Source organism: Paenibacillus sp. 2TAB26, assembly GCF_052115145.1.
Classification (GTDB): domain Bacteria; phylum Bacillota; class Bacilli; order Paenibacillales; family Paenibacillaceae; genus Pristimantibacillus.
Map to the genome: position 1 here is coordinate 45,267 of NZ_JBFRGC010000001.1, position 25,012 is coordinate 70,278.

Consider the following 25,012-nt stretch of genomic DNA (forward strand, 5'->3'; position numbering starts at 1 on the left):
AACAGCAAGAAGGGCGGCTCATTTATGGGCTGCCCTTCTTGCTGTTATTTAATTCAACTAGGTCTTATCCCGAAAATCCTGAGGGGTCATACCATGCTGCTCCTTGAATACCTTAATGAAGTATTGTGAATTTGAATAACCGAGCTTATCCGAAATTTCGTATACCTTATCGGTTGAATTTCGGAGCAAAGCAACGGCATGCTCCATCTTCACACTGAGAATATACTCACTCAGGCTGCTGCCGCTCAGCTGCTTGAACAGCTTGGATACGTAAACAGGATGGAGGGATACGCAATCGGCTATCGATTGCAGGCTGACTGTCGACAGATGAGATGAAATAAATACTTGGATCTCTCGAATAATTGCTTGTTGTTGACTAGAAACGTCTTTCTCCAGCTTCTCCTTTAGTGTTAAGGCAAGCTGTTTTGCCCATTCAATAAGCTGACAAAGTGAGCGGAACGTTTGTCTATACATAAGCGCATTTCCCGCTACATCTGACAGGAGAACATTGTTTCTATGAGCTATGTAATGGAAGGAGGACATGAGCACCGTACTTATTGCATCCAAATGCTCTTCCGTTTGCTCGGATAAAGCGCTGAAAGCTTCCTCAACTTGGTTCAATCTGTCTTCAAATCCGTCCCATTGGCTGGTTTCCAGCAGATGGATAAACGTAGGCGGATCATATAATACGTTCATGGATCGAACGTAGGATACTTGTGACGGCTGCTCGGCAAGCGCTAGAAAATAGCCTGTACCGTTTCCGACTTGCTTTCTGATTGCTGTGACTGCATTCTCATGCATATGGCGAAGATCACTACTGAATTTTCCCGGATAGGTAAGGATGACCGATATGCCGCCCCCCAAGTATTCATTCACATTACGATGCAATTGGAGTGAACGACTGGTAAGCTCCTTTAATAGACTTTCAGAGTTCTGAAACCCGTCTGTTTGTTTTGCTTTGAGCGTAAATATAAGATAATCATAAGCATCTCGGCAATGCCAAGTCTCGAAGGAGTCCTCGAGCAGCTCGCAAGCGATGTTTGTCACTGCATATTCGAAAAGTAGCAGGCTGTTTTGTCCATAGCGGTTGAAATGCTCCTCCAGACGAATGACAAGAAGAAAGACATCATCGTCTTTCCCATAGGTCAGTGAGAAGCTGGAAAGCTTGTCGACAAGAGCCTCCTCCGAGTAGTTCTTGCCTTGCAGCAGCTCATTAAGGAGCTTGTCCTTCATGACAGGAAGATGCTCCCGGAACGTGAATAAAGCCTGCTCGTAGGATGCGGTCTGCTCCATCTCCTCTTTCATGATATTTATCGTTTCTTCAAGACAGAGGCCGAGCTTATTATGATCAAGCGGCTTAATTAAATAGTCTACGACCCCCTGCTTTATCGCCTCCTGGGCATATTCGAATTCCGCATAGCCAGTAAGCAGAATGCATTTGATTGCCTTATTAAATTCTTTAACTCGTGAAATGAGCTCTAGTCCAGTCATTCCTGGCATGGCAATATCTGTAATGAGAATATCAATAGAATTCCGTTCAATGACCTGCAGCGCCTCTATGCCGGAATAAGCTGTATATACCTTTTCAACCCCATATTTGGTCCAGGGGAAGGCAATTTCTAGATCATCGACGACATAGGATTCGTCATCAACTAATAATACTTGTAGCATGGTTGTCCTCCTGCTTTTGAATTGTAATGATATAACAAGTTCCTTCGGCTAATTTAGATTGAATAGTCAGCCCAGATCTCTTTCCAAAATATAGCTTGAGACGCTGGTGTACATTCCTCATGCCTGTACCTACCTTATTCTCAGAAAATATGCGTTCCTCGATATGTTGATTAACGATAGAGAGTCTATCCTCCGCTATTCCGACTCCGCTATCTTGAATGAATATACGCAGGGACTGCTCGTCCTCCTCCGCACTAATCTTGATCTGACCGGGATGCAGAGAGGGTTCTATGCCATGCTGAATGCAATTCTCGACAAGCGGTTGAAGGATCATTCTAGGCAAGCGATACATACACATGGATGGTGGGATATCAATAGAGAAGGTCATCGACCGTTTACGCAACTGTAAAATGGACAGGTAGTGCTCAACGAAGACAAGCTCCTCGTTAATGGTAGAATCGATATTTTCAATTTTGTGAACGTATCTGCAATAAGCTCCGAGATGAAGCGTCATCGCAGTTACGGATTCATGGTCCTCGATGCTGGCTTTACTCTGAATATAATTCAAGCAGTTATACAAAAAATGGGGATTAATTTGAGCTTGGTATTGCTTAAGTCTTGCTTCGGTAACTTCCAGCTCTGCAACGAGCACCTGCTCAATGAGTCGCTGCGTATTCTCGGCCATACGATTAAAGGAGTTGCCAAGCATTCTGAACTCGGTTGCATGAAGATCGATGACACGACTAGAAAAATCACCGCGATCAAATTTGTCAATAGCCTTCCTTAGTACAATAACAGGTGTCTGCACTTGCCTGCGCAGCACGAGGCTATACATCAGTGAAATAAGCAGCAGCACAATGATGGAAAATATAAAAAGAATATTATTTTGAGAAATAGGCTCAATGAACTGACGCATAGGGTGGTAATCTATAAAGTACAAATCAAGCAAGTCAGATTTCATATAGTTGAGCAGGTATTCAGTTCCATTGTCGTCGACCGATAAAAAGCCGCTCTTTCCCTCAATTAACGGAATAATTCGGCCTGTCGTATCCTCCAGTAGAGGGGAATTACCAGTTTGGATAATCGTTTTGTTAAAAGAATCATAAAGCAAAGGGGTTCCGGATGAGTACTGCTTCATCATTTTAAGTAGATTATCCAAAGAGACTCTTGTTTCAATAAGCAATGGACCGATATGGCTCCGGGTCAAATTAGAATAATATCCAGTACCATCCTTCTCCCAGTGCACGACCCACTTATTCAGCCGTTGGGAGGGCGGATTATAGGTTGAGAAGGATAATGTACTGTCGGAAGAGACGGTTTCCTTCAAATCAGGGTAGTAGAGAGTGATCGTGTTGTTCCAGGATGTAGAGGCACTGTTGAGAGCGAGCTTGTCAATAATAGCTAATTTCGCCTCGTACTTGGAATAGGCATCCCCGAATTGCAGGACATAGGGATATCCTCTGACCGAATGGTCTTCAGACATGGTCGTCGTATTCATAAGGACTTGCTCGAACTGGGTGGAGAGTTGTGAGGTCATGAATTTGACTTCACCAATTTTGTTTTTCTTTAGTTCTTCTTGGATGTCCGTTACATTAAGCCGATATATAATCCAGAAAATAATGATGATTAAGAAGAACATGAGCAGTAGCCCTAGCATCAGCTTTTGAAATATAGAAAGACCAGCATTCATGATTAATATTCCTCCGGAAATTTAAATAGCAGCACCTTCTATTTTACTATATTTTAATAAGCATGGTGGGAATTGTACTAATAATTAGGCATTAATCAGCTTATTTTGCGCACTAAATAAAAGGCTGCGCCAGTTTCAGCGCAGCCTTGTGGGAATTAATAATTTAATTAGTTCTATTTAGCTGTATTTCGTTTGTAACGAATATAACATAGCTGCATTGATGTTTTCTCCATAGGTCTACTTAATGCCTACCTTAGGCAAAGACTTGCCTTGTATAACGAGGCCAACACCCTCCGCACAGACGCCATATTTTTCCCAAGGGCAGGTCATACATAGATGACTGATGTCCTCAGGCACCATCGTTTTAGCTACGCGGTCACATATGGACTGCCAGCTTCCTCGCTCAGCTACTTGGAGCCCAAGCTTTGCGAGTATCGCTGCATCCAAGCTGTAGACGGTTCCCTCGCAATGATAGGCTTTGTCCGGCGGATATGCTTTGCAAACATCGTCTGGGCCTAAAATAATTTCAATTTCAGTTTCAGGCTTTGCGAGCAGCAATTCGTAAATGGCAGTCATATTGACGCAGAAATCATCCGAATAACCCATACCTCGGTAGCCTAGTAGACAAAGCAGATGGTGTCCTCGTAATCGAATCGTCATAGAAGTACCGCTCCTCATGCAAAAAAATCCTATATGTTAACCATTTTATCATAATAAAAGGTTTACATATAGGATTTTATCTAGCTATTCATTAAGTTAATGAGCGAATAAGAGAAAACGATTTATTTTCCTAAATATTTTTCTTGAATGATGTTCAAATGATGAGTCTCATGTCCGGCAATAATGTAAGCGAGAGCTCTAGCGGAGATATTGCCGCCATTAGCTACGCCAATGCGAAGCCATGCTTCATCCGACAAGCCGCGCAACAAAGCGAGAGTAGCCCGGCGAACCGAGATGTAGTCCTCGATAATCTGTGATAAAGACCATTCTTGAAAGGTGGCGCCGTTCATAAATTCGTCCTGATCATAGCCGGCAAGAGGTGTCTTGTCACCCCGTGCGATTCGAAGCAAACGGTAGCTCATGACGCGCTCATTATCCGAGATGTGACCGATGACTTCCTTAAGCGTCCATTTTCCTTCCGCATAGCGGTAATTAGCCTGCTCCTCGGGAATATCGGAAAGCAATTCAGTTGTGCTTGCGAGCTGTTTTGTAAGCCATTCCGTAACAGATCCTTCGCCTACTAGGCCGATATACTGTTCATAATAATCAAAGTATTCATCCCGTGACGGTCGTTGTGTCATGCGTAAAGCCTCCCATTCATATTGAAGAGCATTTATTTTCCAAAAGCTTTCATTATTTTTATCGGCTATCCGCTGCGTTTTTTATAGCGGTATTGCCCTGGAGTAATTCCCTCTTGTTTGCGGAAGGAACGGATGAAGTTTTGCGGATTATTGTAACACAGCTTTGCAGCGATGTCTTTAATTGGCAGCTCGCTATCAGCGAGCCATTGTTTTGCCATTTTGAAACGGTACATCGACAAATACTCGCTAAACGAATAATTCGTCTCCTTACGGAAAACGCTGCTTAAATAATTGGCATTATAGTGAAGCCGCGATGCACATTCTTCTAGCGTAAGATCGGTGTCGTACAAATGCTGTACGAGGTCAATGATCTTCTCCGAAATGTTGTGGTACTGCGCCTCCTGACGATCCTTGAATATGTTGATCATTGGATAAACAACGCTAGTCCAGAACCAATCATCGATCTCGGCAGAGGTATGCAGCTCAAGCAGCTCCTCAAGCAGGGAACCCTTTAACGGATGGATTTGATTAAGGCTTACGCCTGATTCCTGCATAACGATCAACAGATTATTGAGCAGCCGGGCAAGCGGAATTTGATATTCCTGCGGCGATAGCTCCACGACAAATACCGCCTGCAAAAAAGCTCGCAGCAGCTCCTTCGATTTATCCTTCTCGGCCAGCTTAATCGCATCGATAAGCTCATTCTCGATATGCCCTGGGTAGTTGAGATTCAAATAATGTTTGCCGGCATTTACATTCTCATACTGAATAATGATGCCTTCGCCTAATTTCATGCGCTGCTTCAGTGCCTCAAGGCCTTCTTTATAAGCTGTCGCCAGCGATGAGAAGGAGTCGAACGGCAAGCTCATGCCAATGCTGACCTGCACGTTTAGGTAGCTTGCGATCTGCTGCTGCAGATGCTCCGTTAACGCATATTTGGCATTGTGGAAAGCGTCCTTGCCCACTTCTGCGCTGCCGATAATCGTCACAATCGTTTGATCCATAATGATCGGGGCGAGTCGCTGCTCGAAGGGAATAAGCTCCTCGATGATGTTATGGACAGCGAATAGGAGCAGCTCCAAATCACTTTTGGAGTAACGGCTGTTATCAGGAAAATCAATTTGCAGCGTAATCGCGGCCATCGTTTTCCACTCTTTTAGCTGAGAGCCATAGCCGAATTGAGCCAGCTTCTCCGGGATTTCACTTGACTTGATGTTGCCTTGGAAGGCTTTCATGAAGAAGAAGGTGCGCACTTGATGAATATGCTGCCTAACCTCTTTTTCAAGCTCGGTTTTGGACTGGAATAAATGGGTGACGCGTTCCCCAATCGCTTGGAATTCATTTGTTTTCCGCTTCTGAATGTCGGTCAGACGCTCGCCGATTTGATTCAGCAGCAATTGAATTGGCGAATACATATGCCGGGAACCGATCCAAGCGAGCAGCATGGATAGCGTGAGCATAAATAGACATACATAAAGTGTATACGTGCCAATTTTATTTGATTCCTTCGTCATGCCGGCAATGGACGTGGCTGAGAGATAGGTCCAGCCGTTTAGATCGGAACGGTAATAGGTGACGGAATAATCCTTCTGTTCAATCGATTGTGTAAACTGTCCGGAGGGCTCAGTGAGCTGTCCCATATGCAGTCCGCTCTCGAGCACAGGCTTGCCGATCAACGCTTGGTCGGGATGGAGCAGAATACGGTATTGATCATCCAAAATCATAATCGTCGAAAAAGGGTCCTCATCGCTCTTAAGCAGCTCCTGCAAGCTGCAGGTCGGAATGTTGGCGAGCGCCAAGCCGTATTTTTCAAGCCCATTGGTCGGCAGCTTCTTTACGAGGCTGATGCTGTAGCTGCAAGCAGCACTTTCCGCGGCTTCCTCACTATAAAACCAGCTGGATGGGTTAAGCACCCATGAGGTTCCTTCAGGCATTTGCATAAGGCTGGACAGCTCATCGAAATAAGCATATTGTTCAAACGAATATAGTCCGGAATTTTTGATCATCCAGTTATGGCGCTCATTGATCAGGATGACATCCTCAAGCTTGGTGTCAAAGGATTGCATATGGCGGATCTCGTTCCGCAGGTCATCATACATCACAAAATCGTTGACGGTTAGCGGCTGATTCATCGCTTTTTTGAGCACGGTCGAGTTAATAACCTGATTCAGCGTGTGGTTGACAGTCGTCAATTTCTGCTCTACATTGGAGTTGATTTGCATGATAAGCTGCATTTTCCCACGGTTTACATTTTTCTGAATTTCACTGGAAGAGGTCGCATACGAGAATGCACCGATAAAAATGACGGGAAGCGTGCTGAGCAGAAAGCCGAAGATCGTCATCTTGCTTAAAAAGGTTAAAGATCGCACAGCTATCAACACCTTGTCTAGTAATGAGCGAGCATTAGCTTTATTTTAGTAAACGCATACATTTTGAGCAATAATCATCTATCGCGCAAATAATCATTTCCTTAGATTATGAAGAGAAAAGGCTGATAAGACAAGGGGGATTAAGGTGGTAATCCATTCACGGAACATAGGAGTACGCGCAGGCTGTCGCTTTTTTATCGTGCTGCTTATCCTTTTCATTTGCGCTTCATGCACCGCATCTTCTGCTCCAAATGAGCGAAAAGACGCAAACACAAAAACGACGATCTCCATTATGGCACCGCTGCACTTTCCCCATCCGCCAAGTGAAGAGATCATTGCGCTCATCGAGGATTTAACAAATGTGAAGCTTGATATTAACTGGGTACCGGACGGCATCTACACAGATAAAATGAACACAGCCCTCTCCACAAATTCGCTGAAGAAGGCGACTTTCGTGAAGCATACCGATTATATTTTTGTGAAAAATGCCATTCGCTCGGGCTCATTCTGGGAGATCGGCCCTTATTTGGAGCGGTTCCCGAATTTAAGGCATTTGAATAGCGGCATTTTGGGGCAATCCGCAATAGATGGCGGCATATACGGGCTTTACACGGAGCGGCCATCGTCTAGACAAGGCGTTATTATAAGGGAAGACTGGCTGGATAATCTCAAGCTGGACAAGCCGGGAACGATTGAGGAGCTGTATGAGGTCATTCGGCAGTTTACGCTCGGTGACCCGGACCGCAATGGGATAAAGGATACCGTCGGGCTGGCTGACCGTAATGATTTGGTATTTGGGGCCTTTAAGACGCTGAGCTCTTATTTCGGCACGCCGAACAACTGGGGTATCGTCGATAAGAAGGTAGTTCCAGAGTTCGAAACGGCAGCCTACATGGATACGATGAATTTCATGAAGAAGTTGTATGATGAGCAGCTCATTAACGCGGATTTTGCGGTAACGAGCAAGGAGATGCAGCGGGCTAACATTATACGAGGTGCAGCAGGCGTATATATCGGCAGCATGACCGACGTGCAGCGGCTCTCGGATGAAGCGAAGCAGATCAATCCTGCTGCGCGCTTCACCTTGGTGAATCGCATTCAAGGACCGGAAGGGTATCGTGTCTGGTCGATTCCGAATTATAACGGGCTATATTTATTTTCCAAAAAGGCGATTCGGACGGAGGAGGAGCTGCTGGAGCAGCTTGCGTTCTTCGACCGTACGATGGATAAGGATGTTGCCAATCTTATGCGGTATGGGATAGAAGGCAAGCACTATCTTATGGAGGGTGAAGAGGTTCAACTGCCTGAAGAGACGTCGCAGCTGCGCGTAACAGAGGTCAACGCGCTTTATCCGCTTATGATTGCCGATCTAAGCAATCCGAATGTACTTAAGGTAGCAGAGAAAGAAACGATGTGGGAGATGGCGGAGCGTCTCAGCGCAGATAACGATAAGTTTCTCGTGACGGATAAGGTTATTGGCCTTGAATCGAAGACTTACGATGAGAAGAGCATGGAGCTGTACAAAATCATTTCCGACGCGACATACAAATATATTCTCGGACAGATTAGTATGGAAGGATTTTATCAGGAGGTCGAACGCTGGAAGCGCAGCGGAGGCAGCTTAATGATTAGCGAGTATACGGATGCATATTTCAAGAAGCAATGAGCGGGCCGGATTCCAAGTAACAGCATATTAAAAGAGAAGTAGGCAATATCATTATTTATAGAGCAGCTAAGCAGGTTATTTATTCCCTGCGTGGCTGCTATTTTTTTGCTTATAAAAAATAGAAGTGAATTCATATGAGCACAAAGAACTAGGTATAAATATCGATTTTAAAATAAAAAAGATATATTATTGTCGAAAAATCCCGTAAATTGTTTAGAAATTGCATAGAACAGCAGTATATAATAAGAATCTGCTTAAGTATTGGCAGAAGTGAATAAGACGACATGGAGTGTGACGTATGATGAAACCTGATTTTTTCCAAGAAGTACATAAACTCGGATATGATAACGAATGGAGATACCAGCTGCTTATACGAGGTCTGCGCAACATACAAGAAGAGAAAAAGACCCAAGGTTTTTTTAAGAAGCTGGAGAGAAGATTCGTGAACAAATATAAGAAGATCAAGGTTTCTGCTTGGAAGTAAAGGGCGCCATGAAATAAGTGCCATTTCATATAAACTACATGATTTGAGGGTGAAGAGCGATCTTCACCCTTTTTGTGTTGCGGTATTTAGTCAAAAGTGTCACCAGAAGCGGCAATAATCATTAGCTCAGATGCCTCTAAAACGATATGCCATATGAACAAATGATTGTTTCGGCACTCTTCTTCCAGGTGGTAGCTTGAAGAGGTAGCAACCAAAACGATATATGGAGGTCAACGCTGTATGAAGAAAAAATCGTTTTCGATTCTGATGGGCGTAGTTTTAACATTTAGTTTATTGCTCGCAGCTTGCTCAAGCGGCAGCAATAACGGAAAAAATAGTACGCCGCCAGCAGCAACCAATGACAGCGCAGCAAAGACGGAAGAGACAGACAAACCGGCAGAGCCGGAGAAGCCGACTGAAATTACGATCATGCTGCCTCTTAACATCGCAGAGACACCGCCAGATACAATCAAAAACGAGCTGGAGAAGCTGACGAACACAAAACTAACGTATCAATTTTTTCCGGCAGACACGTATGAGGAGAAGCTGAACGCATCCTTTGCGACGGGTTCGCTGCCGCAGGTTACTTATTTGAAGAACCAAGCGACCTTCGTTCAAATGAAGGAAGCGATCAGAGACGGTCAGTTTTGGGAAATTGGCCCTTATTTCAGCGAGTTTCCTAACCTGAGCAAGCTGAAGGAAGAGATTTTGAACAATACAAAAGTGGATGGCAAGCTATATTCGCTATACATCGGCAGACCGCTGGCTCGCCAAGGCATTATTTATCGCAAGGACTGGGCAGATAAGCTTGGCCTCGCCGCACCTGCTAACGTGGATGAGCTGTTTGCGATGATGGAGAAATTTACGACAGGCGACCCGGATGGCAACAACAAGCCGGACACGATTGGTTTAGCTGACCGGAACGATCTCGTATATGGTGCGTTCAAAACGGCCTCCGCATGGTTCGGCACGCCGAACAACTGGGGTGAGCGGGACGGCCAGCTTGTTCCAGAGTTTACGACGCCTGAATATGCAGCCACGATGGATTTTATCAAAAAAATTCGCGACGCCAAAGCGATGAACGTAGACTTTGCAGCGACAAGCAAAACAGATCAAGTCAATATGTTCACGAGCGGCAAGGCAGGCGTATACATCGGCTCCATGCAGGATGTGGACTCACTAGTGAAGGACCTTGTTAAAAACGTGCCGACCGCAGTCGTTGATACACACAGCATGATTGCTGGACCAGACGGGAAGCTGGCATCATGGTCCATTCCGGGCTACAACAACGTAGCGTTATTCCCGAAATCTGCGATTAAAGATGAAGCCGAGCTGAAGAAGATTTTGGCTTACTTCGATAAGCTGATGACGCCGGAAGTGGCGAACATGATGTTCTGGGGCATTGAAGGCACTCATTATACGGTAGTGGATGGCAAGGCAAAAGCATCGGCAGATAAAGAGCTGACGGAGCGCGAGGTCAAAGGCTTTAAGGACAGCGTTATTGGTGAGCCGGAAACAAACGGTATGTACGATGGTTTCCACGAGCTTCCGGCGAGAATTCATGCGGAGCAGCTCATTATCGAGAACGAGAAGATCGCCATTGCCGATCCTACTGCGCCGCTTGATTCGAAAACGTATACCGAGAAGGGCACGGAGCTTCAGGAAATTATAAAGGATGCCACTTACAAATATATTTATGGATCGATTGATAAGGCTGGATTCGACAAAGCGGTTGAGGATTGGAAGAAGCGCGGCGGGGCTCAGATTATCGAGGAATACAATGCTGCTTACAAAAAATAAAGAATAGCCCATAGAGGCTGCTCGCATGCTCGAGCAGTCTCTATAACCTCCCGTGGAAAGGAAGAACCCATATGCAAGAAGCTCATCAGGAAAACGCGGTTCAACTGGCAAGGGTACCTCAGCCTAGAACGAGCGAGCTTAAGAAGCGGCTTTGGAAAAACAAATGGCTCTATGTCATGCTGCTGCCGGGCGTACTTTTCTTCATTATTTTTAAATATATTCCGATGTTTGGGCTTGCTATTGCCTTTCAAGACTATAAGCCGTTCAAGGGTATTGGCGGGAGTGAATGGGTGGGCTTCAAGCATTTTGAACGTTTGTTCACCGAGCCTGATTTTTTGAACATTTTAACGAATACACTGCTGCTGTTTGGCATGAATTTATTATTTTATTTTCCGATCCCGATCCTGCTGGCGCTTATGCTGAACGAGGTTCGATTCTCTTTTTTCAAACGGACGTTTCAGACGCTTGTGTATTTGCCGCATTTTATGTCTTGGGTCATTATTGTGTCGATCAGCTTCGTCATGCTAACGTCGGACGGCGGTATTGTGAACGAGCTGCTTGAGTACTTTGGATTCGAAAAAGTCAATTTCCTGCTCAGTCCCGAGTGGTTCAGACCAACCTATATCATTCAGGTGATCTGGCGGGAAGCGGGTTGGGGAACGATCATATATTTGGCGGCCATCGCCTCCGTCGATCCTGGCCTCTATGAGGCAGCACGGATGGATGGAGCGGGCCGGCTTAGACAGGTATGGCATATTACGCTGCCTGCCATTCGTAGCGTTATTATTATTTTGCTCATTCTAAAGATCGGCGATGTGCTTGAGCTTGGGTTCGAGCATGTGTACCTGCTGCTGAACTCGATGAATCGTGAGGTTGCTGAGATTATCGATACCTATGTCTATACGGCTGGACTTAGACAGGGGAAATTCAGCTACAGCACGGCGATTGGCTTCTTCAAATCCTTTATCGGGCTTGTGCTTGTAATGACGGCCAATAGGCTCGCGAAGAAGATGGGCGAGGAAGGCATCTATTAGGATAAGGCGCTCGAAGGTTAAGTCGCCAGAAGCTTCACTACAAAAACTTAAGGAGGATTCAGCATGGTAGAGGATAAAACGTTTAGCGGGCGGCTATTTTCCATTGTGAACTTCACGCTCCTTGCCATTATCGCGCTCGTTACGGTGCTTCCGTTTCTGCATGTTGTTGCCGGATCATTCACCACAAGCGCCGAGATGGCGATGAAGAAGTTCATCCTCGTGCCAACGATTTGGAGCTTTGATGCCTATAAATTCATTTTCTCGACCAATACGATTTTTCGTGCCATGACGGTATCGACCGGCGTTACGATCGTCGGCACCCTGTTCAGCATGTTCACAACAGCGTTGATGGCCTATGGCTTGTCGCGAAGAGATCTCGACGGACGCAAGGGAATTATGTTTCTCGTTGTATTTACGATGCTGTTCAGCGGAGGGCTCATTCCGACATTTCTTGTTGTGCGCGAGATGGGGCTGATCGACAGCTATGCAGCGCTCATTATCCCGTCGGCAATCAGCGCGTTCAACCTTATTATTTTGAAAAACTTTTTTCAAAATATACCCGAAGGGCTTGAGGAATCGGCCAAAATCGACGGCTGCAACGACTTCGGCATCTTGTTCCGTATCGTGCTTCCGCTATCGATGCCCGCGATCGCTACCATTTCATTATTTTACGCGGTCACCTATTGGAATACGTATCTCAGTGCGATTCTGTACTTGGATGACAGCGCCAAGTGGCCGATTCAGGTGCTGCTCCGCCAAATCGTCGTGCTGGCTAGCGGCCTAGACTACAGCTCTGACCTGGATGCAGCAGTTCCGCCGCCGGATCAGACGGTGAAGATGGCTGTCATTGTTGTAGCGACGCTGCCTATTCTGATCGTATATCCGTTTTTGCAAAAGCATTTCGCTAAGGGTGCGATGCTGGGCTCGATTAAAGGTTGATGTTGTTTGAGCTTGAACTGTAACAGTGGAAAATGGAGAGGAGTACTGTTTGGATGCGAAATGATGTGAAATTGACACCTATCGATTGGGCGAGAGCCGCTTGTGATTCATTAATGGACACCTATTTGCCAGAAAAGCTTCCTCCTGCTGGCCGCTGGCATTATCACCAAGGCGTGTTTCTTTGCGGGATGGAGATGCTGTGGCAAGCGGAGGGGGATGAACGTTACGCTGCTTATATTAAGCGCTACGTAGACAAGCTGGTGGATGAATGCGGCAACTTTGATTTTGCCCGTGACGAGCTGGATGCTATCCAAGTGGGGCTGTTATTGTTCCGTTTAGATGATCAAGGCGATGAGCGCAAATACCGAATCGCAGCCGATAAGCTGCGCAGCCTGTTCGACACGCTGCACCGCACCTCGGAGGGCGGCTTTTGGCACAAGGATAAATATGCCTACAATATGTGGCTGGACGGCTTGTATATGGGCGGAGTATTTGCGCTAAAATATGCGAACGCCTACGGAGAAATAGCGCTGCGCGATATGGTTCTGCATCAAGAGCAGCTGATGCGACGCTATATGAGGGATGAGAAGACGGGGCTGCTCTATCACGCTTGGGATGAGAGCAAGCAGATGCCTTGGGCAGATCCTGAGACCGGCTGTTCGCCAGAGTTTTGGGGTCGGTCACTTGGCTGGTATGGTCTTGCAGTCGCTCAGTTTCTTGATGAAATAGCGGAAGGCGAAGCGGGACGTGCTGAGCTGGAAGCCGTGCTGGCTGATTTCTCTCAGTCGCTGATTAAGTATCAGGATGGAGAGAGCGGACTCTGGTATCAGGTCGTGGACAAAGGCCATTTGGCTGATAATTGGCTGGAAACTTCTTGTACTTGTTTGTTCGTTTATACGCTAGCAAGAGCCTACAAGCTTGGCCTTGTAGGAGATGAGTGCTTGGATGCGGCAAGGCGCGGGTTTGAAGGGCTTGTTCGAGTGGTGCAGTCTGACGAGCAGGGACGTTTCATCCTGCCGGATATTTGCATCGGCACCTCGGCTGGCGACTATGAAAACTACGTCACGCGCCCAACGAGCCAGAACGATCTGCACGGCGTCGGGGCTTTCATTATGGCATGTGTTGAGATGGAGTCGCTTGTTGATCGGAAGGAGTAGCGTATAAAAGAGAAAGCTCTGCGGCAGAATGAGCCGCAGAGCTTTGTTTAAATGTGCGCTTAGCACCTGTTATCCTTAATAAGCTAATTTAAAGCACCTGCTCCAGGAAACGTGCAGCTCTCTCGCTTTGCGGCTTAGTGAAAAACTGCTCAGGCTTCGTTTTTTCAACAAGCTTGCCGTTATCTAGGAAATAAATCGTGTCCGCAGCTTCACGGGCAAACTTCATTTCATGCGTAACAATAAGCATCGTCATGCCGCTGTCGGCAAGGCTGCGAATAACATTAAGCACCTCTTTGACCATCTCAGGATCAAGCGCAGAGGTTGGCTCATCGAACAGCAGGATGTCGGGCTCCATCGCTAAGCTTCTTGCGATCGCAACGCGCTGCTTCTGTCCGCCGGATAAGCGGGATGGATAACTATCTGCTTTGTCCGAGAGACCTACGCGAGCTAGCAGCTCCATCGCTTTCTTACGGGCTTCCTGCTGCGATACTCCTTTGACCTGAATCGGAGCAAACGTAATATTGTCGATCACGGTCATATGCGGAAATAGGTGAAAGTGCTGGAATACCATGCCGATCCGCTGCCGCACGCGGGCAATATTTGTTTTGGGGTCGGTAATGGCTGTTCCATCTATTGTAATTTCGCCGGAAGTTGGCGTCTCCAGCATATTTAAACAACGTAGAAAGGTGGATTTCCCTGAGCCGGATGGTCCGATTAGAGCAACAACCTCTCCTTTTTCAACGGTTGTTGTAATACCTTTTAGCACTTGGTTTTTGCCGAAGGTTTTAGTTAAGTCGGTTACATTAATCACTGCGGCGCAGCCTCCTTTCAAGCATTCGAGCAAAGGATGTTAAGACAAGCACAAGCACGTAATAGATTGCAGCTATAAATAATAACACTTCAATGGAGCGGAACTCAGTGGAGCGTACTACATCTGCACGGCGCATCAAATCGGATACCCCAATGACAGATACGAGTGACGATTCCTTAAGCAAAGCAACACATTCGTTCACGAGCGCCGGCAAAATATTACGAAGCGCCTGCGGGAATATAATGCGAAGCATCATCTTCCGGTACGGAATGCCGAGTGCAATGGCAGCTTCGCGCTGCCCTTTGTCCACGGCCATTATGCCGCCGCGGATCGTTTCTGACAAATAGGCAGCTGAATTGAGTCCGAAGGCAAGGCCGGCAGCCATTAACGCAGGTATATCGTAATTGAATAGCTGCGGCGTTGCATAATAAATAATGGTCAGTTGTACAAGCAGAGGCGTGCCGCGGAATATAGATGTATAAGCGGTTGCGAACCACTCAAGCGGCTTAATGCCGGATATTTTGAATAGGGACAACACTGTACCCCACACAAGTCCGAACAATGCGGAGACAAGGGTGAAGAGCAGCGTGACATATACACCCTTTAGAATATAAGGAGTGTATCCCTTCAGTATACTGAAGTCGATGTTCAAATTAAGCAGAGAGTTGGATTGTTCCTTCTCAGCAGTAAACCATTTCTGCACGATTTCATCGAGCTTGCCGTCGTCCTTCATTTTTGAGAGGACACCGTTAAACTCGTTCACAATAGTGGACTTCTTAGGAAATGCAATGGCATAACCATTTTCCGCCGATTCAGCTGGCAGGAAATGCATCGCCAAACCCGGGTTAAGGTTGGTCATCTCAATGGCGACAGCGTCTTCTACGATAGCCGCATCGACACGTCCGGAGTTCAGCTCTTGAATAAGATCTGGAATCTTATTAAGCTTCTTAAGCGTGGCTCCTTCAATCGTTTCTGCGTAAAGATCCTGTGTGGAGCCAAGCTGCGTCGCGACTAGTTTACCCGATAAAGAAGCTTCTGTTTCGAGCGGTGCAGACTTCTTTGAGACAATCGTATTGCGGGCAGCGTAATACGTATCAGAGAAATCGACATTTTGCCTGCGCTCATCCGTGGCGGACATTGCGGACATGACGAAGTCGACTCGGCCGGTCTGAAGCGCAGCAACAAGCCCATTGAAATCCATGTGTGTGATTTCCAGTTCGTATCCGAGCTGACTAGTGATATACTTGGCTATATCGATATCTAATCCAACGAATTCGCCGTTGTTTTTGGCATCGACGCTTTCGTAAGGTGGATAATCGGCGGATGTGCCCATTATGAGTTTCTTTTTTTGACCATTAACTGGAGTGCTTGATGCACTCTCTGCACTAACGGAATAAGCGCTGCTTTTCCCCATAGGGAAGGCTTGTCCAAGTCCGATTAGCAGAACCGTAAAGACGATAAGCGATAAATAAATGACTTTGAGCTTTTTTCGATTCATGGTGTCCTCTTTCTTCTAAGTTGATAGGTTTAACAGGCTTATCTGTCATCACGAGATGAGTGTATATGATAAAATAGCTCCGTTTCAGCCGTATGCGCCTGTAACATTAGAAATTATATGGTGTTCACTATCCTTTGTAAATAACCAATGGGCCACTTTTGTGAAAATTTCAGCATATTTATTAGTACCCACTTATATTTATGCTGAATAATTTATGCGAAAAGACTGCATTTATTGAAGAAATTAGTGCCTGCCATTTTTGTTTGCATATTCGAGATTTTGACAGTCGTCATTTGATCAGAATTACTGTTATAATATCCAGATAGAAAGAAAACTATTTTTAGATGAAGGGAGGTGTGTACATTGTTCGAGCTTGAACTGCATGACATCATACCGTATCTCATTTCAATCAGCCTACTTTGTTCATTAGCGTATGCTTACGCTTCGCATCTGCATTCTGGTGCCTATGAGTACTGGGAACGGAATCAGGTTGTAAGTATAATGTATAGTTTGCTGCCGCAGGTATTGATTCGTTCAATACCGCTGCATCATTGGTTAGTTCGCAAGGTAAAGCGGAAAGAATCGCCAGATGATGACATAGCAGACTGTTCCAACTCGTTTGTTCAGCTATTTTCAAACAAACGAGGAGGATTTTTATGCAAACGAACAATGTATTCACTTCTTTAAAATACGGACGTGTATTAATGGCCGGTTTGATGCTGGCAGGGCTGCTTCTAGTAAGCGGCTGTAGTACGGCTAGTGGTACGATTGATGGAAATACACCGGGTATTTTTAACCACTATGTCATTTACCCATTATCAGCGGTGCTTCAATATCTGGCTGATATGTTTGGCGGAAATTACGGTTTTGCGATTATTGGCATTACACTTATGATCAGACTTGTTCTATTGCCGCTCATGATGCGCCAGTATAGATCTCAGAACCAGATGAAAACAAAGATGGCTATCCTTCAGCCGGAGCTCAAGCAGCTCCAAGATAAGTACAAAAACAAATCAGATGCAGCATCCAAGCAGAAGCTGCAGCAGGAAACGATGCAGCTTTACCAGAAGCACCAAGTGAATCCGCTAGCTATCGGGTGTTTGCCAATGCTCATTCAGATGCCGATATTGATGGGTCTATATTCCGCAATCAAGCTTACGCCAGAGCTGGCAGATCATTCGTTTCTTTGGTTTAAGCTAGGCTCGCCGGATATTGTGCTGCCGATTATCGCAGCGCTCGTTTATTTTGTACAATTCAAGGTTTCGCAGACGACGCAGCCCAATGCGAATGCTGCACAACAGAAGCAGATGGCTTTCATGGGTTACCTGTCTCCGATACTGATGGGCGTATTCGCTCTATCGGCACCGGCAGCTATCTCACTTTACTGGGTAACAGGTGGGTTGTTCATGATTGCGCAATCTTATTTAGCCAAAAAAGTGTACGCGCCGAAGGTGGATGTCGCACTCGAGGGCAGCGCCTAAACTTGAAGGAGACGATCAGATGTCAGTCGGTGTACTCGCTCATTTATTCGGAAGCTTGCCGTACAAGGAGCTTGCTCCTAAGGTTGCGGAGAGCGGCTTCAGCCATGTGCAGCTAGCTTTGTGGAAGGCGATTAGCGATGTCGATTTCAGCAAGCCTGGGAACTTAAGCCCAGGTCTTGCGAATGCAATCGGCGAGCAGTTCGATAAGCATGGCGTTTCGATTTCAGTGCTTGGCTGCTATGTTCATTTATTTGAACGTGACGAGCAGCTGCGCCGTGCCAATGTGAATCGCTTTAAGGAGCTGCTGCGCTATGCGAAGTATTTCGGAGCGCCAATGGTAGCTGCGGAAACGGGACGGAATGAAGGTGGAGACTACACTGACCGAGATTGGTCCGTGATGAAGGTGACATTAGAGGAGTTAGTAGAGGAAGCTGAGAAGTGGGGCGTCTTTGTCGGTCTAGAGGCGGCAAACGACCATTTGATTGGAACGGCTCCTGAGCTGGCTCGGATGCTGGGGGAGGTTCCTTCCTCCAATATCGGTGTCGTTATTGATCCTGGCAATCTGCTGACATCTTCTAATTTTACGAGGCAGGATGAGGTCATTGGGCAAGCGTTCGAACTGCTCGGTGATCGTATTATTGCGGCTCATGCGAAGGATCGCATGCTGCTCGGGAGTGGCGAACTGGCTACCGTAACTGCTGGCCTCGGACAGATGAATTATGAGCTGTATATGAAGCTTTTGAATCAATATAAGCCGCATGTACACATCATCATGGAAGAAGCGAAAGAGCATCAGATGGCGGAGTCAAAGGCTTATATAGATGGAATTCGTGCGCGGGTATAAGGGCTTAAACGCAAAAAAAACAGTAGACCATGGGACTCCCGAGGGCTGCTGTTTTTGTTTTTTTATATTGGAAAAGACGGTTTAGCCCGTCCTATTCAGTTGGAATTTCATCTACATTACCTGAAGTCGGAACATTTCGAAGCAGCACAAGTAATTTTTTTTTGGAATCGGCATGAACTACTCCGCGAAAAACCTGATGTTTTGTGTGGATGTCGAGTGAAAATTTCGTATGAAAAGGATCTGTTTCCGTCAATTGATAATAAACAACATCCTCCCAAGGAATGACTGTTTTTGCATGGTACACGCCATCTTCACCAATTGAATAATTGATTTTACCGCCAGAGAATATGGTGGTGAGCATAATGGGAAAAACATACGCAAACCAGTGCTTATAAACGATATCCGTTAAACCAAAGATAAGCAGTATCCATAAGGTCGTAACGATAACTACATACGACAGCACTGTGAGAGTGAATTTTTTGTCGGGAATAAGGAAAGATGGATTATATACCTGAACATTTTTTTTGGATTTTTTAAATATCCGAAATTGTTTATGCTCATTGTAGAAGGACCAAATGAGGATCAAGCAGCTGAGGATGTTCAATAATAATGTAAACAAAAAATCGATGTGCAATTCGGTCGCTCCTCGTATATTTGCTGTAGTTGTTAGTATAAAGGGATATATCCGATAAGGTAGAGGAGGTACTGAGAGCAGTTGAATAAGAATTGTTACTCTTCCATTGATTATAGGGATAACAATACTTTTGTACCAAGGGACTAAATTCCTATTTCATTTAAATTATATTTGATTTAAAAGAGCGCAAGCAACGAAATATAGTTTGGTAATTTCCGAAAGAGGTTTTGCGTGCATTAACTAAACGCTAACAACTGTTTATCGGTGGAATCTAAAAAAGAAATAAATAGTGCAGAAAATGCCGTAGCCTTATCACTTCCAGGTTAACGGTATTTTTATGTTGGCTTAATTGAAAATTGATTTGAAATCCTCAAATATGTAAGAATGGAATAGGGATTTATTGTAACTATTTTTGAAAATATACTATGATGAAGAAGAAAATATCGAAAGAAAAATTAAATGATGAGTAAACCTTACTACAGAGCCAAGGGAGGCACATTGTGAGCCATAAAATATGGATGGGTAAGCAGACTGATTGCTTATGGAAAAATCATCAATGATGTTGTGACGCTGCTTGCTGTGCTGGAGGAAGCCGAAGCTTTTGAGAAGAGTTTCATAAAAGAGGGCAATCTACCGAGGTTGATGCTCACTATTGGTGCAGACGAGCTTCCCGCTATGGTGAAGGATGCAGAACAGCTTGCTGAGCGGCTGCTGCCCCTTGCGGAAAAAGGCTTTTATTCTGAAATGGTGAAATTTTGTGATGAGAGTCATGTCAGTGTGCTGCCAGCGGCAATTAGCAGAGTATTGCGGTTCGCGTTATCGAGCAATCATAAGGGATGATAATTTAGATTTTTAAGAAAACCTCTAGTCTACCGAAACGTAGCTGGAGGTTTTTTTGCAGTCCTAACTGCTGATAGAAGCTTGTTTGGATTTAATGATTTTTTTGCCTATAAATCCTATCAAACCTAATCCAGCAAAAGCGAACATGATGCCCTTGTAGTCGTATAAAAAAATACGCATAATAATAAATCCAGCCAATCCACCGTAATAGGCGAATTCAAATATTTTTTTCATTTATATATCCTTTCTTGAAGAGTAGTCTCCAATCGGTCAAATCACTAGACATCATATTTTGGTCATATTTGGTATAATACACTAAATTTTATAATTTATATAGTGCTAACTATGACTTATGCAGTTCGCTGAATGAAGTGGGAATTGTGAGAATTTATGCTTGAATAAACCGACCACCAAGGGCTTTAAGCTGAAGAGATATTTTTTTGGGAAATTTGCTTGTTTTAGTTGCCCTTTTACCACTCGTGTGCCAATTACGTCAGTAACGTTATAAGGGGATTGTATCCTACGAAGTAAATATTTCTCTCAAACGTGTCTAGCGCACACTACTGCTAAAAGGATGAAGAAAAGCATAACGTCCGTTGCCTGCTCCCCAATGTCAATTAATGATGATATACTTATCTAACACAAATGATATTGATAATCAAAATCAATTATTAGCGGTAAGTAAATTAGAAAAAAGTGAAATAAGGGAGCTCGGATAGATGCAGGAAGAAGCAGAAGCAAGCCAGGTATATACACCAGAGATGATCGATACGATGGCCCGTATTTGGACACGTTCGGTCATTACATTAATAGATGTACGCTTTCAGAATATAGAGCCCCAATACCCGTTAGAGCAGTATAAAATGCCTAGTAGCATGTTTATCTATGCATGTGGAGGAGAAGCGGAAATTCAACTGAATGAAACTACATTTGGAATGGAGCGCTTCGGTTTAGTTCACGGCGGGAAGGGGAGCCTGCTCAGTATTTCGCCTAAAGGGGGAAATGTGAAGACCTTTATGATGTTTTATAAAGCAGAATTACCTCTTTTTTTCAATAAGTATCTGCAGCAATTACTGGAGCAAGTGAATCCATTTATTCAACAGTTTGGTTATACGCCAAGTAATCCCATCTTGCTGCTCGATTGGTTTCAACAGATGATGAATGGCTGGAACCGCGGTAAGGCGATGGATCAGCTGCAGGCCAAAAGTTTTCTATTTCAACTGATTCATGGGGTGTACAGAGATTTTGAGGGTGGTGAGATTAGGTATCTCCAGCCAGATCCAGCCTGTTCTGCCAAGATATATCTTGATAAACATTACAGAGAGCCGATTATGTTTCAAGAGATTGCCGATATGTTTGGCATTAGTGGTGGGCAATTGACGCGGCTGTTTAAAAAGAAGGAAGGGATGAGCTTACAGGAGTATCTCATTCAGAGAAGGATTGAAGCTGCGTGTCATGACTTGAAGCATACAGAAGCAACCATTAAAGAGATCGCAACAGGATCTGGTTTTGCAGATGAGAAAAACCTGTTTCGGATGTTTAAGAAGTATTACAAGATGACGCCAAGTGATTATCGGAAAATAAACGCACTATCCATGCAGGTTGATGGTATTGATAACGATTCTCATCTTCATTACAATAAGATGGAACTAGCGAATCTAGTCAAGTCTTATAGAAAAGGGGAATCAACCATGTTTGGACAAGTAAGAAGTAAAGAAATGATTTTGGCGGCGGCAATGAGCTTGATGCTGTTGTTGTCGGCATGTACATCGGGGACGCCAGCGAATAACGGAGGAACGGTGAATCAAGCGCCTGCACAGACACAACAGACGACACAATCGGAAGTCTCGGAGACGAAAGCTTCAGAAGCAGTCTCGCAGACCAGAACGATATCTACAGTAAAGGGTGATGTTGAGGTGCCTAGCAACCCTCAGCGTGTTGTAGTCGATTATTTGGTGGGTGATGTGGTGGCCCTAGGTGTAACTCCTCTAGGTGTGGCAAGAGCGGCAAGGGGCGAGACGGAACCTGTGTTTGCTAACCAGATTAAAGACGCCATTAATATAAAAGCGGAGCCGGAAGATGTCATGACTCTTGAGCCTGATCTAATCATTTTAGCATGGGGTGATGAAAATTATGAAGATTTATCCAAAATTGCCCCGACAATTTATGTCCCTTATGGTGATATGACTACAGAAGAGCGGATAAATTTTATTGGTGATGTTTTGAATAAGCAGGAAGAGGCTAAGGCTGTTTTGAATGCTTATGCCGGAAAAATCGAAGAGGCGAAGCTAGCCCTTCAGAATGCAGGTCTTTCAGACGTGACGATTACGATGGGAGAATTCAGTGATAAAAGTAACTACGTTGCTGGAGCCAAGCATGCGGTTGGCGAGCTTGTTTATAATGAACTTCAAATGCAGGCACCGTCAAAAGTTCAAACTGATATTATTGACACTGATAGATATTGGGGAGATATCTCTATGGAGGTCTTGGACGCTTACATAGGGGATTATCTGATCTCCATAGGAGATACGGAAATACCTGCTGATAATGCGGTTTGGAAATCACTACCTGCTGTGCAGAACAATCATATCGTAAAGGTGGGTACATCGCTATCTTGGTCCACGGATATAATGACTTCCAGTGCATTGATCGATCATATTGTAAATCAATTGCTGAAATTAGCTAAATAAGGTTTTTAATATAAGAGCAATGTTTCAAACTAGATTGTCATTAGGTGAGGAAAGGAACACATGATGAAAAACAAGCCTGAACAAAAACGCCGTGGAGCAATAAACTTCACCATGTACATGGTGGTAGGGCTTGGATTAACGGTTCTCATGTCGGCGGCATCGATTAGCTTCGGTGCCGCCGACATGAGGTTAGCGACTGCATGGGAGGCTATTTTCCGATTTGATCCAACTCTGACTGAGCATCAAATTATTCAAACCCTACGTCTTCCTCGTACCGTAGCCGATCTGATTGTCGGGTGCAGCCTTGCGGTATGCGGGGCTATTATGCAGGGGACGACGCGCAATCCGCTGGCCGACTCTGGGCTGATGGGAATCAGCTCTGGGGCAGCATTCGCGATTGCACTTTGCCTGGCCTTTCTGCCGGGTTATTCGTATGGGCTGATGATGCTGTTTGCTTGTCTGGGTGCAGCGCTTGCGACCGGGATGACCTATTTTTTCGCTTCACTGGGCAAGCGCGGAATGACGCCTCAGCGGTTGGTTCTGGCAGGACTCTCCATATCCATGCTGTTTGGTGCACTCAGTCAGTATTTAGCGATTAATTATAACCTTGGTCGAGCATTAGCATTTTGGACGGCAGGCAGTACAGCGGGGACTAAGTGGGGGGAATTGCTGATTATTTCACCGCTATTTGTTGGTGGCGTACTGCTGGCGCTGGCGCTGTCTCCTTCCGTTACACTGCTCAGTTTGGGGGATGATGTGGCAAGTGGACTCGGTATTCGCAGCGGATTGGTCAAGGGTCTATCGACGATTATCGTGCTCGTGCTGACTGGATTGGCAGTTGTCATGGTTGGCCCTGTTGGTTTTGTTGGTCTGATTACCCCGCATATTGTACGATACATGGTCGGTGTCGACTATCGGTATATTATTCCTGCTGCTGCGCTATATGGTGCGTTGCTGACCGTATCGGCCGATCTGGTTGGCCGATTGATCAATAAGCCTTTCGAAACACCGATTGGCATTATATTTTCTATCATTGGTGTACCGTACTTTCTCTTCCTGGCTCGCAGGCAAAGGAGGGAATTTGAATGATCAAGCAGCGTTATACGGTGCAACGGGGCATCATCGTCAATGTAGTGCTCTTGGTGCTCATCCTTATGTTTGCTGTCCTTAGCGTGAATTCTGGCAAAATGAATCTTTCGCCGCTAGAAGTGCTGAACGTTCTTCTGGGAAACGGTACCGACAAGCAAAATCTGATCGTGTTCGATTTTCGCCTGCCACGAATTGTACTGTCGATCTTGGTAGGTCTGGGGATGGGAGCGTCTGGGGTCGTGATGCAGAGTTTGCTGCGCAATGACATGGCTAGTCCGGGGACACTTGGAATTAGTTCGGGATCGGGTTTGTTTGTCCTATTCTTCGTCGTATTCATTGCATCGACAGGAAAGAGCGCCTTTATTGCCCTGCCATTGCTGGCCTTTGTTGGGGGACTGTTGGCGGCAGGATTGATCTTCTTATTATCGTATCGCCGTGGGCGAGACATCTCGCCAATCGGTTTGATTTTAACCGGTGTCGCGCTCGGAAGCGGGTATGGGGCGCTGACCACCTTCCTGACGCTCAAGCTGGATGATTCGCAGATGAACTTCATGCTGCACTGGCTGGCGGGAAGCTTGTGGGGCGATGATTGGCGCTATATTTCCATACTAGCACCATGGGTCTTGATTTTACTCGGCTATATTTTCTATAAGGCTCGCATGCTGAACACCCTCTATCTGGGCAATCAGACGGCACAAGGGCTGGGCCTTGCCGTGAAGCGGCAGTTTTTGGGGTTGTCGATCGCTGCTGTTGCTTTATCCTCTGGCAGTGTGGCCGTGGGTGGAAGCTTCTTCTTCGTTGGCTTGATCGCACCGCATATGGCAAGAAAACTGGTCGGGCCCGATCACAAATTGCTCGTTCCGGCTGCCAGTCTGACCGGGGGATTAGTCGTGGTTCTGGCTGACACGATTACGCGCACGGTTAGTCTTGGGGGAGATGTGCCGACGGGAATCGTTATTACGGTCATCAGTGTTCCTTACTTTCTTTATTTACTAGCGAAGGCCAATTAGGAGG

Annotated in this window: 22 protein-coding genes; 13 read left to right on the forward strand and 9 right to left on the reverse strand. The window is 45.5% G+C overall.

Annotated elements, in window-relative coordinates; genetic code table 11:
* Positions 1 to 57: 57 nt before the first annotated feature.
* From AB4Z50_RS00225 to AB4Z50_RS00245, 5 genes are all read right to left on the reverse strand, one after another.
* On the reverse strand, positions 58 to 1,671 hold the full coding sequence (locus AB4Z50_RS00225; protein WP_441874611.1) for a response regulator transcription factor: 1,614 nt from the start codon (positions 1,669 to 1,671) through the stop codon (positions 58 to 60).
* Positions 1,649 to 3,361 carry a sensor histidine kinase gene (locus tag AB4Z50_RS00230; RefSeq protein WP_441874612.1) on the reverse strand — a complete coding sequence of 571 codons (1,713 nt, stop codon included), beginning with the start codon at positions 3,359 to 3,361 and terminating at the stop codon, positions 1,649 to 1,651. Before AB4Z50_RS00230 ends, AB4Z50_RS00225 begins: the two co-directional genes overlap by 23 nt.
* Positions 3,362 to 3,598: 237 nt before the next feature.
* Positions 3,599 to 4,021 carry a DUF1284 domain-containing protein gene (locus AB4Z50_RS00235; protein WP_441874613.1) on the reverse strand — a complete coding sequence of 141 codons (423 nt, stop codon included), beginning with the start codon at positions 4,019 to 4,021 and terminating at the stop codon, positions 3,599 to 3,601.
* Positions 4,022 to 4,143: 122 nt separating this feature from the next.
* A complete protein-coding gene (locus tag AB4Z50_RS00240; RefSeq protein WP_441874614.1) occupies positions 4,144 to 4,662 on the reverse strand; it encodes a DinB family protein in 519 nt (172 codons plus the stop codon).
* Between the two features lie 65 nt (positions 4,663 to 4,727).
* Positions 4,728 to 7,031: an AraC family transcriptional regulator gene (locus AB4Z50_RS00245; protein ID WP_441874615.1), complete on the reverse strand. Its 2,304-nt coding sequence runs from the start codon at positions 7,029 to 7,031 to the stop codon at positions 4,728 to 4,730.
* A 145-nt stretch (positions 7,032 to 7,176) separates the two neighbouring features.
* Here AB4Z50_RS00245 and AB4Z50_RS00250 point away from each other — a divergent pair, with 145 nt between their 5' ends.
* The 6 genes from AB4Z50_RS00250 (at position 7,177) to AB4Z50_RS00275 (ending at position 14,111) form a co-directional block, all read left to right on the forward strand.
* Complete coding sequence (locus AB4Z50_RS00250; RefSeq protein ID WP_441874616.1) at positions 7,177 to 8,697, forward strand: extracellular solute-binding protein; 1,521 nt, start codon at positions 7,177 to 7,179, stop codon at positions 8,695 to 8,697.
* A 298-nt stretch (positions 8,698 to 8,995) separates the two neighbouring features.
* The gene (locus tag AB4Z50_RS00255) at positions 8,996 to 9,181 is read left to right on the forward strand and encodes a hypothetical protein (RefSeq protein ID WP_076266352.1); all 186 of its coding nucleotides are present in this window, start codon (positions 8,996 to 8,998) and stop codon (positions 9,179 to 9,181) included.
* A gap of 240 nt (positions 9,182 to 9,421) precedes the next feature.
* Complete coding sequence (locus AB4Z50_RS00260; protein WP_441874617.1) at positions 9,422 to 10,981, forward strand: extracellular solute-binding protein; 1,560 nt, start codon at positions 9,422 to 9,424, stop codon at positions 10,979 to 10,981.
* A 71-nt stretch (positions 10,982 to 11,052) separates the two neighbouring features.
* A complete protein-coding gene (locus AB4Z50_RS00265; RefSeq protein WP_441874618.1) occupies positions 11,053 to 12,015 on the forward strand; it encodes an ABC transporter permease in 963 nt (320 codons plus the stop codon).
* 63 nt (positions 12,016 to 12,078) lie between these two features.
* Complete coding sequence (locus AB4Z50_RS00270) at positions 12,079 to 12,954, forward strand: carbohydrate ABC transporter permease (protein WP_076266349.1); 876 nt, start codon at positions 12,079 to 12,081, stop codon at positions 12,952 to 12,954.
* A gap of 53 nt (positions 12,955 to 13,007) precedes the next feature.
* Positions 13,008 to 14,111 (forward strand): glycoside hydrolase family 88/105 protein, encoded by a 1,104-nt coding sequence (locus AB4Z50_RS00275; RefSeq protein WP_441874619.1) that lies wholly within the window; start codon positions 13,008 to 13,010, stop codon positions 14,109 to 14,111.
* An 88-nt stretch (positions 14,112 to 14,199) separates the two neighbouring features.
* Here AB4Z50_RS00275 and AB4Z50_RS00280 read toward each other — a convergent pair whose 3' ends face one another.
* Positions 14,200 to 14,922 carry an amino acid ABC transporter ATP-binding protein gene (locus AB4Z50_RS00280; protein WP_430056719.1) on the reverse strand — a complete coding sequence of 241 codons (723 nt, stop codon included), beginning with the start codon at positions 14,920 to 14,922 and terminating at the stop codon, positions 14,200 to 14,202.
* On the reverse strand, positions 14,915 to 16,420 hold the full coding sequence (locus AB4Z50_RS00285; protein WP_441874620.1) for an ABC transporter substrate-binding protein/permease: 1,506 nt from the start codon (positions 16,418 to 16,420) through the stop codon (positions 14,915 to 14,917). The genes AB4Z50_RS00280 and AB4Z50_RS00285 overlap by 8 nt, the downstream gene beginning before the upstream one ends.
* Before the next feature lie 363 nt (positions 16,421 to 16,783).
* Here AB4Z50_RS00285 and AB4Z50_RS00290 point away from each other — a divergent pair, with 363 nt between their 5' ends.
* Genes AB4Z50_RS00290 through AB4Z50_RS00300 form a run of 3 tightly spaced genes read left to right on the forward strand, consistent with a single transcriptional unit; the run spans position 16,784 to position 18,745 of the window.
* On the forward strand, positions 16,784 to 17,107 hold the full coding sequence (locus AB4Z50_RS00290) for a hypothetical protein (RefSeq protein ID WP_076266345.1): 324 nt from the start codon (positions 16,784 to 16,786) through the stop codon (positions 17,105 to 17,107).
* Complete coding sequence (gene yidC / locus AB4Z50_RS00295) at positions 17,077 to 17,901, forward strand: membrane protein insertase YidC (RefSeq protein WP_076266344.1); 825 nt, start codon at positions 17,077 to 17,079, stop codon at positions 17,899 to 17,901. The genes AB4Z50_RS00290 and yidC overlap by 31 nt, the downstream gene beginning before the upstream one ends.
* Positions 17,902 to 17,920: 19 nt before the next feature.
* Complete coding sequence (locus AB4Z50_RS00300; RefSeq protein WP_441874621.1) at positions 17,921 to 18,745, forward strand: sugar phosphate isomerase/epimerase family protein; 825 nt, start codon at positions 17,921 to 17,923, stop codon at positions 18,743 to 18,745.
* A 91-nt stretch (positions 18,746 to 18,836) separates the two neighbouring features.
* Here the strand turns inward: AB4Z50_RS00300 and AB4Z50_RS00305 are convergent, their stop codons facing one another.
* Positions 18,837 to 19,379, reverse strand: a complete 543-nt coding sequence (locus tag AB4Z50_RS00305) for a DUF5673 domain-containing protein (protein WP_441874622.1) — start codon at positions 19,377 to 19,379, stop codon at positions 18,837 to 18,839.
* Between the two features lie 564 nt (positions 19,380 to 19,943).
* On the opposite strand from AB4Z50_RS00305, the gene AB4Z50_RS00310 reads away from it, so the two are divergent.
* Entirely contained in the window at positions 19,944 to 20,219 is a 276-nt protein-coding gene (locus tag AB4Z50_RS00310; protein WP_441874623.1) for a hypothetical protein, read from the forward strand.
* A gap of 63 nt (positions 20,220 to 20,282) precedes the next feature.
* Here AB4Z50_RS00310 and AB4Z50_RS00315 read toward each other — a convergent pair whose 3' ends face one another.
* Positions 20,283 to 20,453, reverse strand: coding sequence for a hypothetical protein (locus AB4Z50_RS00315; protein ID WP_339205489.1), 171 nt, complete (start codon positions 20,451 to 20,453; stop codon positions 20,283 to 20,285).
* Positions 20,454 to 20,938: 485 nt separating this feature from the next.
* Between AB4Z50_RS00315 and AB4Z50_RS00320 the strand changes: the two genes are divergently transcribed.
* The 3 genes from AB4Z50_RS00320 to AB4Z50_RS00330 all read left to right on the forward strand — a co-directional run bounded on the left by AB4Z50_RS00320 (position 20,939) and on the right by AB4Z50_RS00330 (position 25,008).
* A complete protein-coding gene (locus tag AB4Z50_RS00320) occupies positions 20,939 to 22,909 on the forward strand; it encodes an AraC family transcriptional regulator (RefSeq protein ID WP_441874624.1) in 1,971 nt (656 codons plus the stop codon).
* A 63-nt stretch (positions 22,910 to 22,972) separates the two neighbouring features.
* Complete coding sequence (locus tag AB4Z50_RS00325) at positions 22,973 to 23,998, forward strand: FecCD family ABC transporter permease (protein ID WP_441874833.1); 1,026 nt, start codon at positions 22,973 to 22,975, stop codon at positions 23,996 to 23,998.
* Entirely contained in the window at positions 23,995 to 25,008 is a 1,014-nt protein-coding gene (locus tag AB4Z50_RS00330) for a FecCD family ABC transporter permease (protein ID WP_441874625.1), read from the forward strand. Before AB4Z50_RS00325 ends, AB4Z50_RS00330 begins: the two co-directional genes overlap by 4 nt.
* Positions 25,009 to 25,012: the final 4 nt, after the last annotated feature.